24 protein-coding genes and 1 tRNA gene are annotated in these 17,267 nt (G+C 34.0%); 9 read left to right on the top strand and 16 right to left on the bottom strand.

Translation table 11 applies throughout. From position 1 onward, the window contains the following. Positions 1-275, top strand: a 275-nt coding sequence (locus J690_RS20225) for an IS3 family transposase (protein ID WP_031945046.1), incomplete at its 5' end; no start/stop codon positions are given. Between the two features lie 271 nt (positions 276-546). Here the strand turns inward: J690_RS20225 and J690_RS20220 are convergent. From J690_RS20220 to J690_RS20210, 3 genes are all read right to left on the bottom strand, one after another. Continuing rightward, complete coding sequence (locus tag J690_RS20220) at positions 547-1,176, bottom strand: class I SAM-dependent methyltransferase (RefSeq protein WP_032037911.1); 630 nt, start codon at positions 1,174-1,176, stop codon at positions 547-549. Positions 1,177-1,371: 195 nt separating this feature from the next. Beyond that, entirely contained in the window at positions 1,372-1,710 is a 339-nt protein-coding gene (locus J690_RS20215; protein ID WP_002117449.1) for a hypothetical protein, read from the bottom strand. 284 nt (positions 1,711-1,994) lie between these two features. Next, positions 1,995-2,762, bottom strand: a complete 768-nt coding sequence (locus J690_RS20210) for a class I SAM-dependent methyltransferase (protein WP_032037908.1) — start codon at positions 2,760-2,762, stop codon at positions 1,995-1,997. Between the two features lie 366 nt (positions 2,763-3,128). On the opposite strand from J690_RS20210, the gene J690_RS20205 reads away from it, so the two are divergent. Further along, positions 3,129-3,614: an Lrp/AsnC family transcriptional regulator gene (locus tag J690_RS20205; protein WP_031944142.1), complete on the top strand. Its 486-nt coding sequence runs from the start codon at positions 3,129-3,131 to the stop codon at positions 3,612-3,614. Between the two features lie 178 nt (positions 3,615-3,792). Beyond that, complete coding sequence (locus J690_RS24090; RefSeq protein ID WP_002117441.1) at positions 3,793-3,909, top strand: hypothetical protein; 117 nt, start codon at positions 3,793-3,795, stop codon at positions 3,907-3,909. A 15-nt stretch (positions 3,910-3,924) separates the two neighbouring features. Here J690_RS24090 and J690_RS20200 read toward each other — a convergent pair whose 3' ends face one another. From J690_RS20200 to J690_RS20185, 4 genes are all read right to left on the bottom strand, one after another. Continuing rightward, entirely contained in the window at positions 3,925-4,734 is an 810-nt protein-coding gene (locus J690_RS20200; protein WP_032037906.1) for a pyrroline-5-carboxylate reductase family protein, read from the bottom strand. Between the two features lie 342 nt (positions 4,735-5,076). Continuing rightward, the gene (locus tag J690_RS20195; RefSeq protein ID WP_032037905.1) at positions 5,077-5,301 is read right to left on the bottom strand and encodes a hypothetical protein; all 225 of its coding nucleotides are present in this window, start codon (positions 5,299-5,301) and stop codon (positions 5,077-5,079) included. A gap of 223 nt (positions 5,302-5,524) precedes the next feature. Beyond that, entirely contained in the window at positions 5,525-5,740 is a 216-nt protein-coding gene (locus tag J690_RS20190; protein WP_032037901.1) for a cold-shock protein, read from the bottom strand. A gap of 326 nt (positions 5,741-6,066) precedes the next feature. After that, positions 6,067-6,999 (bottom strand): LpxL/LpxP family acyltransferase, encoded by a 933-nt coding sequence (locus J690_RS20185; protein WP_032037898.1) that lies wholly within the window; start codon positions 6,997-6,999, stop codon positions 6,067-6,069. A 239-nt stretch (positions 7,000-7,238) separates the two neighbouring features. Between J690_RS20185 and J690_RS20180 the strand changes: the two genes are divergently transcribed. Next, entirely contained in the window at positions 7,239-7,856 is a 618-nt protein-coding gene (locus tag J690_RS20180) for a LysE family translocator (protein ID WP_032037896.1), read from the top strand. 96 nt (positions 7,857-7,952) lie between these two features. On the opposite strand, the gene J690_RS20175 is transcribed toward J690_RS20180, so the two are convergent. The 3 genes from J690_RS20175 to J690_RS20165 all read right to left on the bottom strand — a co-directional run bounded on the left by J690_RS20175 (position 7,953) and on the right by J690_RS20165 (position 9,383). After that, positions 7,953-8,498, bottom strand: coding sequence for a glycoside hydrolase family 108 protein (locus J690_RS20175; protein ID WP_032037893.1), 546 nt, complete (start codon positions 8,496-8,498; stop codon positions 7,953-7,955). Between the two features lie 30 nt (positions 8,499-8,528). Next, positions 8,529-8,918 (bottom strand): hypothetical protein, encoded by a 390-nt coding sequence (locus J690_RS20170; RefSeq protein WP_032037890.1) that lies wholly within the window; start codon positions 8,916-8,918, stop codon positions 8,529-8,531. Between the two features lie 210 nt (positions 8,919-9,128). Further along, complete coding sequence (locus J690_RS20165) at positions 9,129-9,383, bottom strand: hypothetical protein (RefSeq protein WP_032037887.1); 255 nt, start codon at positions 9,381-9,383, stop codon at positions 9,129-9,131. A 673-nt stretch (positions 9,384-10,056) separates the two neighbouring features. Between J690_RS20165 and J690_RS20160 the strand changes: the two genes are divergently transcribed. Beyond that, positions 10,057-10,728: an XRE family transcriptional regulator gene (locus J690_RS20160; protein ID WP_002119885.1), complete on the top strand. Its 672-nt coding sequence runs from the start codon at positions 10,057-10,059 to the stop codon at positions 10,726-10,728. 151 nt (positions 10,729-10,879) lie between these two features. On the opposite strand, the gene J690_RS0104700 is transcribed toward J690_RS20160, so the two are convergent. Beyond that, positions 10,880-11,113 carry a hypothetical protein gene (locus J690_RS0104700; protein ID WP_002119938.1) on the bottom strand — a complete coding sequence of 78 codons (234 nt, stop codon included), beginning with the start codon at positions 11,111-11,113 and terminating at the stop codon, positions 10,880-10,882. Positions 11,114-11,288: 175 nt separating this feature from the next. Then, a tRNA-Met gene (locus J690_RS20155) sits at positions 11,289-11,365 on the bottom strand. Positions 11,366-11,620: 255 nt separating this feature from the next. Between J690_RS20155 and xseA the strand changes: the two genes are divergently transcribed. Both xseA and xseB read left to right on the top strand, forming a co-directional pair. Next, positions 11,621-12,886, top strand: a complete 1,266-nt coding sequence (gene xseA / locus J690_RS20150; RefSeq protein WP_032037885.1) for an exodeoxyribonuclease VII large subunit — start codon at positions 11,621-11,623, stop codon at positions 12,884-12,886. Next, positions 12,876-13,070, top strand: coding sequence for an exodeoxyribonuclease VII small subunit (gene xseB, locus J690_RS20145; protein ID WP_002119890.1), 195 nt, complete (start codon positions 12,876-12,878; stop codon positions 13,068-13,070). The genes xseA and xseB overlap by 11 nt, the downstream gene beginning before the upstream one ends. A 253-nt stretch (positions 13,071-13,323) precedes the next feature. On the opposite strand, the gene J690_RS20140 is transcribed toward xseB, so the two are convergent. Together J690_RS20140 and J690_RS20135 are read right to left on the bottom strand one after the other, a co-directional pair. Next, positions 13,324-13,542 (bottom strand): hypothetical protein, encoded by a 219-nt coding sequence (locus J690_RS20140; RefSeq protein ID WP_016141649.1) that lies wholly within the window; start codon positions 13,540-13,542, stop codon positions 13,324-13,326. A 48-nt stretch (positions 13,543-13,590) separates the two neighbouring features. Continuing rightward, positions 13,591-14,184: a LysE family translocator gene (locus tag J690_RS20135; RefSeq protein WP_005076893.1), complete on the bottom strand. Its 594-nt coding sequence runs from the start codon at positions 14,182-14,184 to the stop codon at positions 13,591-13,593. A 442-nt stretch (positions 14,185-14,626) separates the two neighbouring features. Here J690_RS20135 and J690_RS20130 point away from each other — a divergent pair, with 442 nt between their 5' ends. Further along, positions 14,627-14,956, top strand: a complete 330-nt coding sequence (locus J690_RS20130) for a hypothetical protein (RefSeq protein ID WP_032037882.1) — start codon at positions 14,627-14,629, stop codon at positions 14,954-14,956. Between the two features lie 459 nt (positions 14,957-15,415). After that, positions 15,416-15,772 carry a four-helix bundle copper-binding protein gene (locus tag J690_RS20125; RefSeq protein ID WP_017403103.1) on the top strand — a complete coding sequence of 119 codons (357 nt, stop codon included), beginning with the start codon at positions 15,416-15,418 and terminating at the stop codon, positions 15,770-15,772. 608 nt (positions 15,773-16,380) lie between these two features. Here J690_RS20125 and J690_RS20120 read toward each other — a convergent pair. Beyond that, a complete protein-coding gene (locus J690_RS20120; RefSeq protein ID WP_032037879.1) occupies positions 16,381-16,788 on the bottom strand; it encodes a GFA family protein in 408 nt (135 codons plus the stop codon). A gap of 27 nt (positions 16,789-16,815) precedes the next feature. Beyond that, entirely contained in the window at positions 16,816-17,217 is a 402-nt protein-coding gene (cueR, locus tag J690_RS20115) for a Cu(I)-responsive transcriptional regulator (RefSeq protein ID WP_005070253.1), read from the bottom strand. Positions 17,218-17,267 lie beyond the last annotated feature (50 nt).

Raw genomic sequence — 17,267 nt, 5'->3', positions numbered from 1 at the left:
AATATCAAATGGCTCATTATCAACAGCAATTAAAGCAACATGGTTTAATTCAAAGTATGTCTCGTAAAGGAAATTGCTTAGATAATGCTGTAATAGAAAGCTTCTTTGGAATATTAAAATCGGAGTGCTTTCATGGTGAAAAATTTCAATCAACTGATGAGTTAGAGAAAACTATACGAGAGTACATTCATTATTATAATCATGAGAGAATCAAGGTGAAGCTACAAGGTTTATCCCCTGTACAATATAGAAACCAGTTTTTAAAAACTGCTTAACTAACTGTCCAACTTTATGGGGTCAGATCATTCCGCCGCAGAGGGGGCACGCAGGGATGCCCACAAAAAAGAGAGACTTTTTCGTGTGCTTTGGGTATGCGGCCTGTCAAAGCCGACTGGCAATGTGGCCAGCAGGCAAAGGATAATCGGAGGGGTTTTAGGTGTCAATGTGATATTGGCTACAAATAAAGCTTTAAAAATATAAGTAAAATATTTACTAATCCATTACTAAAGCTTTTGTTTATAAAATTAAATAATTGTTGAAAGCAGCTTAAGAAACTTTAAAAGAACATAATACATTCTTTTCTTTTAATAATTGAATATTCTTAAAACCAGCTAAAGAAAATGTATGTATATGCTCATCAATTGTCATATATAAGTCTTTATTTTTCATCCCTTCCTCATCTTTGACGATATGATCGGTGACAATATATAAAGAGTTTTCATTTAATAGATGATTTCTAACTTGTATGTGAAAACCTTTAGCAAAATCTTTATGTCTTAACTCATGTAAAGCTTGATGAATGATAACGACATCGTAAGTTTCTTGTTGGCATACATCATACCAACCATTGTCTTTAAAATTTGCGGTTAAGTAGTTAGCCTTATTCGAGAGTAATCCTAAATTTTTTCTAGACAACTCATGCATAGCTTCTGAAAAATCTAAAGCTGTATATTCTGCAAACTCTATATTTTCTAATAAAATTTTTGCTAAATAGCCTGGACCAGCACCTATCTCAAGAATTTTAGGTTTTTTTATATTGAGTGACTTAATCTCAGCCACATACATGCTAAAAAACTCGTATCTCCAAGGACGCTTCATATTTACTTCTTCAGCCCACTCTAGAGCATCAGCAGCTTCTCTTAAGTCAATTGGACTTGCAACTTCCTTTATAGTCATAATTTTCGCCTTCTAAGCTCTTTTTAGTGTTAAAAATAAGAATATACTTTTAAAAATATATCTCTATTAATTTATTAGTTCTATTTATTTAAGAGGAATTTTAATTTGCAGACTAGATCAATTGATACACCGATAAAATGAATAATTAAATCCATTTTATCGGCTTTCTAGAATCGGGTTTTAAAAACTTATTTTTTATTGTTTTATATATTTTGGGAACTCTTTTAAAACCTTATGGCAAAAGTGACCCTGTGTATCCGCTTTCTTGCGCTCTTCAAATTCCTTCATACCAAATTTCATAACCTCTCTACCGTATTTTTCACCAAGGTCATGTTTAGTACATTTTGCGGCAGCATCCTTTAACTCTTCTGAATAATAGTGATAATTACAATCAAGCTGAGCACGGCTTAAAAAACCATGCAGTTCCACTGCTTTCTCACACTGAGTTTGCTCTAGAAGATTTCTAGACTCTTGAGCAGCATAAATTGATGTGGCTAAGAATAAAGTGAAAATCGTTACTAAAATATTACGCATTATTTCCCCGACAAAGTTATTAAAAGTATTAGTGATAATATTGCGGGCGTATTAAATAATAATTATTTATAAGTGTCTATTAATAATAAAGAAAATTGGATAACCATCCTCTCTTTTGAATACTTAATCACCTTAATAAAATTGGGTGATTAATTTTTATCAAGTGAATGATATTAAATTTGTTTTATAACCATCTTTAATATTATTCGAGTTATTCAAGAAAAGAGTTTTAGTGATATTTAATCCATTTCTAATCTACTAAAACCCTTACTCATTTCAGCGCTTTAAAATCCTAATTTCTTGAAGACAAAATAGCCCACATGGCTTTCAAAGCTACCGTCATTTTGGATTTTAAAATACTTCTTAACAAAGTCAGATGAACCTTCCTGCAAATAACGTAAAGTTTTGATTTGATCTTCAGGCGTTTTCATGCGCTTTACCCAACTATCAAAGTCTAACGCAAGCGTTTGTTTATCTAAACCCACCAAATCAAAGCCTGCATCTTCAATAAAATAGACCCACTCTTTCACACTATAGTTTCGTACATGGCTTGGGTCTCGAATCGTTTCGATCGTCTGCAAAAACGTATCTAATATGGGTGAACTAGAACTGATAATGTCTACAAAAATAACAATGCCATCTGGCTTAAGCACGCGGTTTACTTCTTTCATGGCAGTCGGAACATGTTGCCAATGATGCGCAGAATATCGGCTAATAACCACATCAAACTGCTGATCACTAAAAGGCATATCTTCAGCAATGCCCTGCTGCACAAAGATATTTTTTAATTTGCGTTGGCTCGCCGTCTTAGACACGGTGTCTAACATTTCATGAGATAAATCGTAAGCAAATACAAGGTCGGCATGTGGAGCAACATTGTAGGAAACATGCCCACCACCACAGCCTAAATCAAGGACTACGGCCTTTTCAATTTTCTGAATTTCATTAATAAATTTATTGAATTCAATGCCTTCAGAATGAGCTTGGCTATTTAAATAGTCGAGAGATTTATTTTGATATTGTTTTTGATTTATATCATGCTGGGTGATCATAACCTTGCTCCTCCTTTGTAATGGAATTACATTAAAGGAAAAGTTAGATAAAAAATAATGATTAGTTTTTCTTCAATTGATAAATAAAAGTTATTATTTGATTTGTTTTTTGATATGTCATGCCAGTTAATAAAAATAGATTTAAAGATTAATAAGAAATCCGCAAAGAGCACTGTTTAGTCACCCTTACTGAAACAGTGCTCTTTGCTCCATCCCAACCTCTATCCAGAAAGGTTCGATGCATAGAAATAGTGTATGTACCTTTGACTCAAAATGTTTCCTGTATTTTTTAAAATTTTTAAACATTCACAGCATAAAAATGAAGTATATTAATTTTTATCAGAAGATTCTTCTTTGGTTTATATTTTGAACAGAACAGAATACACACTAGATCGTATAGATCGAAAAATTTTATCTGCATTACGTGGAAATGGCCGTTTAACCGTTGCTCAACTGGCCGAAGAAGTAGGTCTTTCATCTTCTCCATGCTGGACTCGACTGAAACGTCTGGAAACTTTAAAAATTATTGAAGGATATACGGTAAACGTAAACCAAAAAGCGATTGGCATTCATGAAGTCTTTTTTATTGAAATTACTTTAGAGCGTCATGATGACGAAATGCTAGAAAATTTCAGTGAAGCATTAGCAGATATACCTGAAGTAGTGGAAGCGCATCTCGTCACAGGGGACTATGATTATCTTGTTAAAGTAGCAGTCAAAGATGCTGACCATTACGAACGATTTTTAAGAAAAAAACTTTATTCAATTAAAGGAATACGCCACACCCGTTCGACCTTTGCTCTACGCCCTCTCAAATCTGCTAATACAGCCGATTTAATGCTAATTGAATAAAAAGGTTAAACGCTGACAGTTAAATCTTTAATTTATTGATTTTAAAATCTTTATTAAGGAAAAGCCTAGAAAATATAACAGATGATAGCTCTGTTATATTTTTTTTAAAAAATTCTGTATCTATGATTACAGCCTTCACTTCTTCAAAATGTAATTAATCTGAATTGGAGGCATCGCCATGAACATTTTGAAGAAAAAAAATAAGGCCAGTTTTGTATTCTTTATTATTACTCTCTACTCGTTTATTGGGTTTGGCTTAGGCTTCGTTATTTGGGAATACTTTTTAAAGGCCTAGTTTGCTAAAGAATACTTAACTCACCTCAGTAATAATTTCTGAAGTGATTTCTTTACTACGATGATATGCGGCCTTCATGGCTAAACGTATATCATCAGATACATTTCCTAGTTCAAACATTCTGAGTGCTGATTCGGTAATCCCGTTAGCCAAGGTCACCTTGCCACACAGATCCGCTGGCGGGACATTACTTTTACGGACCATTTCAACTGCCCCACTAGCCGCTTGGAGTGCTAAATCTAGAGCAAATTGTTTATCAAGTCCTAAAGAAACCCCTGTCTTTATCATGCTATCTAAAATATAGAAAAAATAAGCCGGTCCCGAACCAGATAAAGCAATAATTGCGTCTGTCTGAGTTTCAGACGGCGCCCAAAAAGTCTGCCCCGTTGCAGAATAGAGCATTTCGATTAAGTCTTTATCAAGCTGGTCCATTTGCTCTGACGCAATAAGCACATGCGTACCTGTATGCGTAAGTACAGGAGGATTTGAAATTACACGAACAATTTTTTTCGAACCAGTAAAACGATTCAAGTTAGCAATATCAATCCCTGCCATCATAGAAACAATTATTTTATTTGCTAACGCTTTTTTGAGGGGAATAAGTGTCTCTTTTAACTGTTTAGGATCTAATAACAACACCACAATTTCAGCTTTTTTTAAACCATTTTCTTTTTGATTTAAAATATTTGTATCATTAATTTTTTTCTCTTCAATCAAATGTATTTTTTCTTTTTGAAATCCTTTTAAAACTAATCCTCCTATTAACGCCAAAGCTAAATTACTACTTCCAATGAAACAAATACTAGGTTGTACTGCACTTAACATTTAAAATGTTTTCCTTTCTTAAGAGAGGCTTATAAAAAGAAATATTATCTATAATTTAATTATGAATATTGAATTAATGATGACCGTCTGAATAAAGAACCCACTTTAATAATATAAATTATTAAAATGGGTTTTGTTTTATTTGCGCAATAAATAAAACAACTTTAGCTTAAGCCTAATGTATTACTATTGTTAGTAAATACCACAAAAAAAATGTTAAGCTGTGTAACATATACAATAGTATTGTAAATAATTCTATTAAGCTTATATAAAGAATATCTATTACTTAATAAGAAAATCTTTAAACCAAATTAAGGCACGGAAGTGTTCTAGTTCAAACAACTAAAGAGTTTCTTTCTTATTCGCTAAAATTCTCTCAGCTTTTCTGATTGCCTGTTGCAGATCAATCTCATCACAGACCCAGAAAGTAAAAATTTTTCCAAATAAGTGAAAATGTTGTTTTACATACTTCGAACTGTTATCAGAGTAATGCTCTTCTATCTTAAAAAAATCATTGTGATTTTCTATTTTTTGACCGTCAAAAATGCCGCCAATACAAATATCCATTTTAGCACCATACACCTAATTACTTATATTTTAACAAAAAATTTAGAAGTGCTTTTAAGAGCGTATTTTTATTCTGCTTTTTATTTTAAAGATAAGTTTAATTAAAACTTATAAAAAACCCACAACATATAGTGGGTTTTCTTAAACTCTATCAAAGCACTTTAGCTTTAAACATATTCTATTTAAATAATATGTTTAAAACAACTCTAGTCGCTCTATGAAGTTATGAATTCTGAAGAATCACAATATTTGAAGCTTGTGGGCCTTTTTTACCCTGTACTACAGTAAACTCAACACGTTGACCTTCCAAGAGAACTTTAAAACCTTGTGTTTGAATATCGGTAAAATGAGCAAAAATATCTTTACCTTCATCAGCTGCAATAAAACCAAAACCTTTAGTTTCATTGAACCATTTTACTGTACCAGTAGTAGTAGACATATATTTATCCTAAATCTTAAAATATTATAACTTATTATTGGGGAAACCAATTTAACTAAAAAATAGACGTGAAAACTTAAATATCTGAATGAACCGAAGACTTATAAATAAAACTGCGAAAAAGAAATTTATGATGACAAGAATATTTTGTTAGTTATGCTCGACTATACACGCTTCAAAATCATTTGCAATCGATATTCAAAATAATTAAAGCAAGAAAAATTCTATACTGCTGGTTCTACATCTTTCATATTGATTTAATTAAAGATCTTTCAATTAAAAACTATATATTTTAATTGAAAGAAATACATTTAATTATTTACACATTAATAGAATTTCTGTTCACCAGCAGGACGTGTCTTAAAGCGTCGGTGAAACCACATGTATTGTGTTGGGGCAATACGAATTTGGTTCTCAATAATTTTGTTTACCCTTTCAGCATCACTGACTTCACAGCCACTTGGGAAGTTGTCCAATTTTGGCTCTACTAAAACATGATATTGCGGATTACGAATGTTACCGCTTCGATAAAAATATAAAGGAACTGCCGCTGCTTTTGAGATATCCATTAGTCTGCGATGGGCTGTAACTGTAGCGGCCTGAATACCGAAAAATGATGCCATTACGCCTTGTTTTAAGCCAAAATCCTGATCTGGGCTATACCATATCGCATGGCCATGCTTAAGGTTTTGTATGAGTCCACGCATGTTGTCTCGAGCAATCTGATTTTTATACACTCGAGCCCGACTACGATGAATCAAAAAATCTAAAAATGGATTATTTTGTGGTCGGTAAACCACATCCATATTAAAAAATAAAGTACACGCTGCCCCACCTGCATCTAAAAGCGTACTATGGGGACCTAATAAAAGTACGCCATTTTCCTGATTATTGGTTAAGTTCTCTAATCCATCTATGTGGACACGGCTTTTAAACCAGTTTGGGCAGTACCATGCGTTTAGGGCTTCAAACACACCAGTTAAGGTGTCGACGAAAACTTGCTTAGCCTTTGTTTCAATCTGTAGAGGTGTTTTTTCAGGAAAACATGCCTGTAAATTACGTAGCGTTGTTTTTCTTCTCGAACCTAAAGATATCCATGCTATTTTTGATAAAAAATTAGCGAGGCGCCATTGAATAGCCCAAGGTAACATCGCGAATAACATCAAAATAAAAGCTAAGAACCATATACCCCAATATTTAAAAGATAAAAAGGAAAATTGAAACTCGCCAGATTTAAACTGCCGTTCATTTTTCGTCATATTATAGATTTCTTGAGGTATAGACTTAGCATACTAACACGCTCAATTTTTAAGGTTGTGTGTTTATGTTGCTTTCACTTTTATAGTTTTACTTTCCTGACCTATTTATAAAAATCTATATTTTAAATATTTAATCTATTTAAGGCTTAAATATACATAACCTTCTGTATACACCGATTATTTTCTCATTTAAAGTAACCGCACAATCTTGCCTCAATTGATAAATAGGATATATCAGCGTGAGCGGTCTTTTAGTATTTATAACTATAGCATTTCTTACCCTATTAAGCCCAGGACCGGGAGTTTTATTTACTGTCACAAATTCAATTAACTATGGTGTTAAAACTGCTTTGTTTGGAATAAGTGGTTTAATTATTGGTATGTTTGTGATTGCTGTAATTTCTGCCAGCGGTGTAGGACTTATTATTACCAGTAACCCTACTATTTTTACGGTTTTAAAGTTTATTGGTGCATTTTATTTAATGTATCTCGGATATAAAAACTTCACTAAAAAACTTGCAACCCAAGAGTTAATGACCGATCAACACACCGATAAAGCTGTAAGTAAATCTAAATTGTTTTATCAGGGTCTATTCGCATCTTTGCTTAATCCTAAAACAATCGTATTTTTTATCGCACTCTTCCCTCAATTTATTGATATCAAGAAAGAGATTTTAAATCAATTTTTAATTCTTTCTTTAACCTTCTGTTTTATTGGTTTTTTAATTCATTTAATTTACGCAAACTTCTCTTCAATTTTTAAAGAGAAAATGTTAGCTGGAAATAATTTCTCGATGCTCAATAAAATTAGTGGCGCTATTTTCTTTCTACTTGCCATTTTACTTATCGCACAATAAAGCATTGCTCGATCTATTATTTGTTAAAAAGCCTTAACTCATGGTTAGGCTTTTTATCTCATTAGATCTTTAAACATGCTTTCTTCTAATACATTTTTAGAGTGTTACTCTGTTTAATATCCAACCGTAAAAGAAATCTTCATAGTTAGGGTTGTTCTCGGTAATTTGAATATAATGCTGCCCTTGCATAATATTTAAAATACGCACGAATACTTTTTCTCCCTCTTTATTACGTCTTTTTAAGTACGTAGCTAGTGCTTGCAAAGTAAGAGGTCCGTACTGACCATCTACCACAAGATTTGGCCAACCTTCCTTCCCCTGCTTATTCAGCAGATTTAAAGCACGTTGTAATAAAGGCTTTGTAAAATTGACGCCACAATTTATAGCTGTATCCAGTAACTCTTCTGCAATAGCTGGGCTAATCGCATTAATTTGGTCAAACTGGGGTTCAAGCCAATATTTTTGCTTATAAATAGATTTGGCGACGCTTAATGGCAAGTCTTGCATATTGCCTTGATATCCGTTCGATCGAGCGACTGCCTCTGTAATGCCAAATTTAGTCGCATGGCCATGATCTGATGGATGGTTAACATATCCGCCTTCTCGGCTGATAACTGTTTCTAAGTATTGGTCAATATTCATTTTATTCTACCTTTATATTTAAAGCTGTCTTTAGCTATTTTGAAGATCATCTTTTGCTTTTTTTAGGTCTTTGATAACCTCTACAATCGTTTTACCTTCTTGTTTATTGATGAAGTTAAATATCCATCTCACAATAGCCCAGCCCGGTAAACCACAGATAAAGAAGAATCCAGATAGGGTGATCATTCCCCAAATATCGGATACCCATTCATGCAGGTTCCATTTCATAATAATGAATGAACCACCTGTAAGGCTTGAAACTACTGTACAGATGAGGGCAACAATCCATTCTTGTGGAGAACGAGGAAAACGCATCATTAATACGACTGCGACAACTAAGCTGACTGCCAGAGCCACCATAATTGCAATACTATAAAAATTTAAAAATGTGGCTAACCCACTGCTAGAAAATGTTTCCATGACTTTGTCCTGCGCTAAAGGGTAAAACTTAAAAACTCATCACGTTGACCAGCTTGCGGTTTTCAATGTTTATTAATACCCTTCGTTTTCTTTATTACAGTCAATAAAAAACACTAACGCTTTAAAGCTGCGCTAAATTGCAAGACGAACTTATCCTTGACCCCATTTATTTCAGGGGCCCGAGAAAAAATGTTTGTATGCTAAAGCCTGTTAGTGTGCACCGTTTAAGGCTTGTTCAATCAACTCAATGACTGTGATTGCACCAATCGCTTTTTGCATAGAGACTTGATCATCGAATTCGAATGCTTCATCTTCAAGCTCATTTACAATCTGCTTGGCCTCCTCAAGTGCCCTTTTTATTTTTTGTACCTTATATTTGTTTACGTCTATGGCAATTGTTGGGATATACCCTCCACGTTTTGCATTTTTAAGTTGTTTAGCTCTGTTCTGCATTACTGTAGTCATTCACTATCTCCAACTCAACTTACTCGTTAATAAGGCGTCTTTATCGTTTGTTATTCTTGAGGTTTTGATACATTCTTTGAGCAATATAGCTAAGCTATGGCTTCAAATATGTGTTCGAAACGTTTCAACGAGTACAACAAGCTTAAAGAACCAAACAAATTACTTTTAAGACATTAATTTATAAACAAATATTTCCTTTTCTAAAAATGTAAAAAAGTATTAAATTTTGTGGATTTAAGCTTTTTACACGCCTTAATTTTTTGACCAAAAAGTTCATATAAGGCTTTGCCGTATATCGGAAACTTTTGTTAGGTCTCACAATCTTTGTTAAATTCTTCATGTTCTTGATACCCTTTATCGACGAACATTAAGCCTGATCCACGGAATCGGGCTTTTTTTTATTCCAATTTTTGTTTTGATAGCCTATTTGCAAATAATAATTGAGCTATCTCCCTTTTATTCTGCCACCTGTAGAAACAAAATAAATTTAGCTTCCATCTCAAAGCTTTGATAAAGCGATAAATAGTGACTTAAGCACCACTTAAATTTTCTCTATTCATCTTGAGATATAATTGATATTATAACTATAGTTATTATTAGTCAATAACTATAGTTGTTTTACTCTATATAACTTAAGTTATATATTTGTTATAAGTTTACTGGTGTAACCATTATGGCTCTTAAAGACCGTTTAAAAGACTCTAGAATTAAAGCCAAAAAAACTCAGGCTGAAGTGGCAGAAGCTGTAAAGATGTCGCAACCTGCCTATCAGGCTTTAGAGTCAGGGAAAAATTTAAAATCTGCATTTCTTCCTTTAATTGCTCAATTTTTAGGAGTGGATGGTTATTGGTTAACGACTGGCAATACTGAAGATTCTTTTAGAGAAAGTGATGTATTTAGCCCGACTGTAGTAAGTGCAGAATCTACCGATCAATATGTCTGGATTGAAGTTGTAGAAGCTAACTTTTCTTGCGGGACAGGTGAATCTATTGAATTTCACTTTGATGCTATTAATGGAAAAATTCCATTCCCTGCTTCATTCTTTAAAGAAAAACGCGTTGCTCAAGAATGCATGCGTATTATTAAAGCTAAAGGCGATAGCATGACCGACTACATTAAAGACGGAGATTTGGTGGGTATTGATATCTCTCAAACAGAAGTCATTGATGGCGAGATTTATGCGGTTTACTTTGCTGGCGAAGGAATGATTAAACAGATTTTTAAAGAGGCAGATGGCTCTTTAATTTTGCATAGCTTAAATGAAAAATTTAGAGACCGACGTGTAACAGAAGAGAACGGTAAAAACTTTAAGGTTATGGGTCGCCAGTTTTGGCGGGCAGGCTAATTTAGTTATTAAATATAATTAAAATAATAATACGAGCTTTTTTAATCATTTCAGCCTTTTATAACTTTAATTATTTATATAACTTGTAGACATAAAAAAACCTATCTCCTTTAAAAGAGATAGGTTTTCTCGCTTTATTACCATGGTTTTATCAACAATATGTATTTAAACGATAAAGTTGATTAAACCCGGCATAGAAGCTTTTACCATCTTGGTTTAACTCAATTTCTTCACCAGATTGAAGTTGAATTTTTTTACCAACTTCGACCCAACGATATCCATCGAGAGAGTTTTGTTTACGCACATGAGGAACAATCCTCACATTAATTTCGTTGCCATTTACGGCTGTGGCAATGTGCCACTCATTTACTATATTCACAATCATTCACTCATCACTGAGCTCATGTGATTTTACGGTATGTAATTAGAACGCTAGATTTAGGGTATGGACAGTTCGTCTAGAATTTAATATTTAGCTTTATATAGGGTTATTTATAAGCTAATTGCTTTTCATAATTTTCGTATTATGAAAAGTGGTACATCACAGAGCATAATATTTTTGGATGCGGGAGTCGGATTTGAACCAACGACCTTCGGGTTATGAGCCCGACGAGCTACCAGACTGCTCCACCCCGCAATTGGAAGTAAGCTTTATACGCTCATATATTTTATAAAGCAAACTTTATTTTTTAATCGGTTGTAATTATTAACAATTCTCTTTTTATTATTTTTTCATTTTAACCGTTCAGTCTAAATTCACTTATCAATTTCAATTTTTAATTCTTTAATTTGTTGTATTTATTTTAAATAGAACCCGATATTCATAGACAACAATTGCCTTGGTTGGATGGCTTTTATACTATCTAGTTTGGCCCTTTAATTTTTAGTTCGTATGTCTGAACCTCAGTTTTCCCTTAGTGAATATCTCGGCACAGTTCAGGAAGTCATACGTGTGGCTTTTGATGAGCCAGTTTGGGTAAAAGCAGAAATTCGAAATTTAAATATTAAGGGCGGTCATTACTATTTAGAACTCGCAGAAAAAGATGCAGAGACGGATAAAGTCATTGCCAGCTGTAAAGCCACGATCTGGAAATTTTCAGCGAGTAAAATTGTTTTAAAGTTTGAACGTGAAACTGGGATTGAGATTTCTAGCGACTTAAATGTGCTCATCAAAATTAGAGCACGTTTTGATCCTCAATATGGATTTTCAGTCAACATTGAAGAAATTGACTCAAGTTTTACATTGGGTGAAATTGCTAAACGTTATCAGCAAATTATTGAACGCCTTACTCAAGAAGGTTTAATTCATAAAAATAAACTTCTCCCCACTCCTTTTGATATTCAAAATGTTTTAGTCATTGCCCCTCAAAATGCTGCCGGCCTTGGTGACTTTAAAAAAGATGCAGATGCACTTGAGCGAAATGGGGTTTGCCATTTTGTGTATCACACCGCTACTTTTCAAGGAAACACGGCTGCAACCAGTTTGATTGAATCTTTAGGTTCAGGTTTAAGACAATGGGCCAGCACATTTACATTTCCACCAGATTTGATTGTGATTATTCGTGGTGGAGGTGCTGTCAATGACTTGGCTTATTTAAATGATTATGAGCTTGCCGCCCTGCTCTGCAAACGCAGTGTACCGATTTGGGTGGGAATTGGTCATGAAAAAGACCGTACTATCTTAGATGAGATTGCACACCGTTCGTTTGACACACCAAGTAAAGTGATTGCTGGTATTCGCAACCACATTGTTGAACGCGTACAAGAAGCTGTAGATAGCCTACAAACGATTAAGCTACTTTCTCAACATCAAATCACGACCTATCAAAGCAAAAATGATCAACTGCTTCATCACATTAAGTCATCCGCACAGAGTCAACTTAGCTCGGCACATCGTTTGCTTGACCAGATGAAAGAACGTATTCAGTTTAGCTCACAGCAACAAGTTAAATTCTCATTAGCCCAAATCGAATCTTTGATGAAAGAAATTCTTTTGCAAAACCCGAAACAGGTTCAGGCCAAGGGCTATGCAATTGTTAGATCAGAAGGAAAAGCGATTCGCTCTATACACCAAATTTCAAGCCCCGCCCTTGCTATTGAGATGCAAGATGGTGTGGTTGAAGCCAACATTACGCAGGTAATTCCAAATGAAAAATGAAGAATTAACATTTAAAGATGGTCATGACATTTTGAAGAAAAATGCCGAATTATTAGAGTCTCAAGAAAGCCCGGATATCGATAATTTAATGAAAATTGTTGAAGAATCTATTACGGCTTATAAAGCATGCAAGTCACGTATTGAAGCCGTTCAACAAGCTCTAGATGAGACATTTAAAGAATAAAAAAAGCCCACTCCTACTTCTCATTGAAGGAATGGGCTTAGTGAAATCCACTTAATCCTGAAATGCAAAAATGTGGATTAGGTCACATTTTTACACAGGCATAGTCCCATAACCATTTTAGATGTTCAATATTTTAATTGTGTCTATACGTTAGTTTGGCTTAATTTTCCCCATCTCTTAACTAAATGACTTCTATTAAGACCATACAAAACACAAACTTTACTCATGGTTATTGTTAAATTTAATTTAAGAGTTATTCCTCACTGAATGGACCAATTAACTGATAAATTTTGCCGTCTTTAGGGTTTTCATAGAGCAAATCCATATTGGGCAAAATAATATCGTCATTAATTTCAATATGTTCAACGCTTTTATGAAGCTCAAGCGCATGGTCATTCATGGGTCTAACTTTTGCCAAAGCAATTGATTCTTTATCAAACTGGTCCTTGATAATTACTTTTAATCTTGTCATGAAAATCTCCTGAAAAATAAATTTTTTAATATAAATAAAGGGTTAAGTTTAAAATGAGCTAATCGCAGAATAGCCGATTGGCATCGCAAAAAAAGTTAAAATAAATGCAGCCGTACGTTGTAAATTACGTTGGTTTAACCAAGTTACTTTGTTTGAAATTAATACGGTTCCAAAAGCAATCCATAAAAATGCAATGGGTGTAATTAATGATAAAAAAATAGCAATATGCACAAAATAAACGTGAAGCACTTCCCATGCTGCATGTGGAAAAATAGCAGAAGCAAAGAGTAAAGCTTTAGGATTTAAAAGTGTTGCAACAAATAAAGCCTTAGGCGTAATCAGTGGGTTGTCTAATTTGATGTCGTTTGTTGATGTTATCCAAAGTTTAAATGCAAGGTAGAGAATAAAAGTTGCACTTATTAACTTTAATAAGGCAGGAAGCCAAGGGATAAAATGTGAAACTGACTCAAGCAAAACACCCCATGAAGTAATTGCAATGAGATAACCCATCACTTCAGCAGGAATAAGTTTAAGAGACTGCTTCACCCCTGCTTGTATTCCAGCCGAGGCTAACAATGTATTTGTTGGGCCTGGAGTCAACAAAATGGTGACCACAAGTCCAATAAACATAAATGACACCATAGGCAACGAACTCTTTAGTTATGCTAGGCGAAATATGTCAAAAAGGAATATCTATTGTCGACATAATGGTTGTAACAAGAAATATTGAATTTTATTTTTTTAATTTTAAAACAAACAGTTAACCCCACCTGACTACAAATTCACTTACTATTTCAATAATTTTAAATATGCAAAATCGATCACAGAAACATAGAATAAGCACTATTTTTTCTGCTCACTAAACAATTAAATCAAGCTTTTTTTTACAGAAAAATAAGCCGTTATTTTTAATATTTAGTTCTTATTCAGCTTATTTAATAAACGCTTTTTTACTGACTTGAAATTTGAAAAATGATCAATATATAAACAACTAGAAATCGTGATTTTACTGAATATGATGTCCCGTTCCCCATCAATTCTTTGATTGTCGCTTTCATCAAATAAATCAGATGATGGAGGATGCATGATGAATGCTTATGTTCGCCCTCATCCAGATGGTTTTAAATCTTATTTAGGTAAGAATCAGAAAACCGGACTCTACATTGTACGAGTTGGTTGGACGGTTTACGAAACGAATGGCAATGGCTCTGTGCTGTACATTGTTAAGAATGAAGATACGATTCCGTTGGATGTAGAAAAGTTTAAAACTGATCGTCCCAAAATTTATGCTGCTCTTTTAAATGAAGTTCAGTTTCAACGCAAGAAACAACTCGCGATTGATCTCCAGCAATCAAATATCCCTTCTTATGACCGTAAAGCCTACAAAAAACGGCGTGGCTTTATAGACTCTTAAGTGAAGGTATTTACTTTAAACTCATATAGAAAAAGCACCCTTAGGTGCTTTTTCTTTTAACGACCTGTTGTAATTAATACGAGCATACTCAGTATTAAAGTGCTTAATGATCGTTTGCAATGTATGTGGACTTCATGCTCAGCTCCGTGAGCAAATTGATTAACGTTTTCCATTTCGTGTGCCCTTAAAGTTCACACTGATAATTTGCACAATTTTCACACAATAAGAAATTAGCCAAAAGTATTATATCGAATCAAATTTTAAATCTAATACTAGGCAAGTAGTTTTGAAATTTATAACTGAATTAGCTAGATGTAACATTCTTATACGAGGTTAAACCCTATTGAGCGTTTGTAGACCTTTCATTTCAAACTCACCTAGCAAACAAATGATTTTATAAAATAAAAAGAGATAACAATATTCTGTTTTTTAATAATAGTCTTCGACAGGAGAACTTTTATGGAAACTCAACAAGAAACCAACTCTTCTTTATTTTGTAATACCTCTACCTCAATTCAAGCCTGCATTGAATGTATGATTGCCTGCAAAACATGTGCAGCAGCATGTTTGCAAGAAGAACATGTAAGTATGATGCGTGAATGTATTAAGCATTGCATGACATGTGTAGAAACCTGCCAACTTTGTACGTCTTTAGAACTCAGAAACTCTGAACTAGCAGAATCAGCCATGCAACTTTGTGCGAACGCTTGTCAACTTTGTGCAGCAGAATGCAGTAAACATGACCACGAACACTGCCAAGTTTGTGCTAAAGCATGTCTTGCTTGCGCACAAGCTTGTCTGGCATATCGTTCCTAAGTGGTATTCACAACTTTAAGCCTACGCAATCTTTAGATCGTAGGCTCATTAAAATATTTTAGATAACAGTAAATTAGATATTTTTTATTTAAGCTGATTACAATTTTTACTTTTTTACAGGCATAAAAAAAACCCGCATCTTGGGGAAAATGCAGGCTCTTAGATCTCCCACAACGACCATGAGTTCATTATTAAACTTGAACTTTAAACCGTTAACCAAATGTACCCTTAATAAAAATAAATTGCAATACAGAAAAGTCTGTATATTTGAAATATTTTATTATTTTTACATTACTTTTTCATAAATAGTTTAAAAGTATAAGATATTTCCAAATAAGAAATAGCTTTTTTACAGGCATTAAAAAAGCCCGTTTCACGGGCTTTTCTGCAACGGTGAGCAATGTAAGCGTTGTGTCTATCCAACTCTTGTTTGCTCTTTGCTAGCTATATGTAAGGTCTTATCGTATCTTTTGCCCTGTCCCAAGTTTCCCTGTGGATCGAGGAGATATTACGATTACCTTAGGTACAGTTATAGCACATTATTTATTCATGACTAGTCTTGTTCACGTTTTTTTACAAATGAACAAAATACGATCTATCCTTAATATTTAAGGGTTTTCTACCCCATTTGGATATTGGCGAGCGTCATCACAAATTGGATACCACTTCACTTGTGAATTGACAAAAGCATGAGAGATGACTGGTGTCGATATTTCTTCATTAATAAGTCCGACCCTCAGGCGTACCACTTCTGGCTTATCTAGACGTTCACTCCAGATCGGTGAACCGCAAGTTTTACAGAACACTCTCTTCTTGTTTGGAGAAGCAAAGTAGGCCTGTAAAAGATTTTCACCCTGCACAATGTTTAAATCACTTTTTTGTATCTGTGTAATAGCTGCAAAAGCAGCTCCTTGTGCTTTTTGGCATTGCTTACAGTGACAAACCATAATGGGATTTAATTCAGCATTAATGTTGAGTTGAACGCCATTGCAAAGACAAGAAGCTGTATAAGTCATCATTTTTCCTTTTTATTTTTATAATTTTTAGCTTACACCCACACCTTTTTCTATGTGATCTAAAATGGCACAAGAAGCTTGTTGGTTACCACAGCAATCATCGGCTGAAGCCTGCAAGATATTAACCATCTCTTGTAGATGAGCGATTTTTTGTTTTAACTCGGCAATATGTTTTACAGTTAGGGCTTTCACTTCTGCACTATGCCGATCTGTGTTTTTCCAAAGCGAAATGAGTTCTTTCATCTGTTCGGATGAAAAACCTAACTCTCGAGCATGCTTTAAAAAGTTTAAAGTTTTAAGGTCTGTTTCTGAATAAATGCGATAGCCAGAAGCAGAACGCTGAGCTGCTTCAAGTAAACCGATTTCTTCATAGTAGCGAATCATTTTCGCCGAAATGCCCGAATGTTTGGATGCCTGACCGATATTCATCTCACACCTCAAATACTAAATTTGGTTTAAGACCTGCTGTCATGATCTTA

It is taken from the genome of Acinetobacter sp. 742879, assembly GCF_000588535.1.
In the GTDB taxonomy this organism is placed as follows: domain Bacteria; phylum Pseudomonadota; class Gammaproteobacteria; order Pseudomonadales; family Moraxellaceae; genus Acinetobacter; species Acinetobacter pittii.
This window is presented reverse-complemented; position numbering and strand designations above follow the sequence as displayed.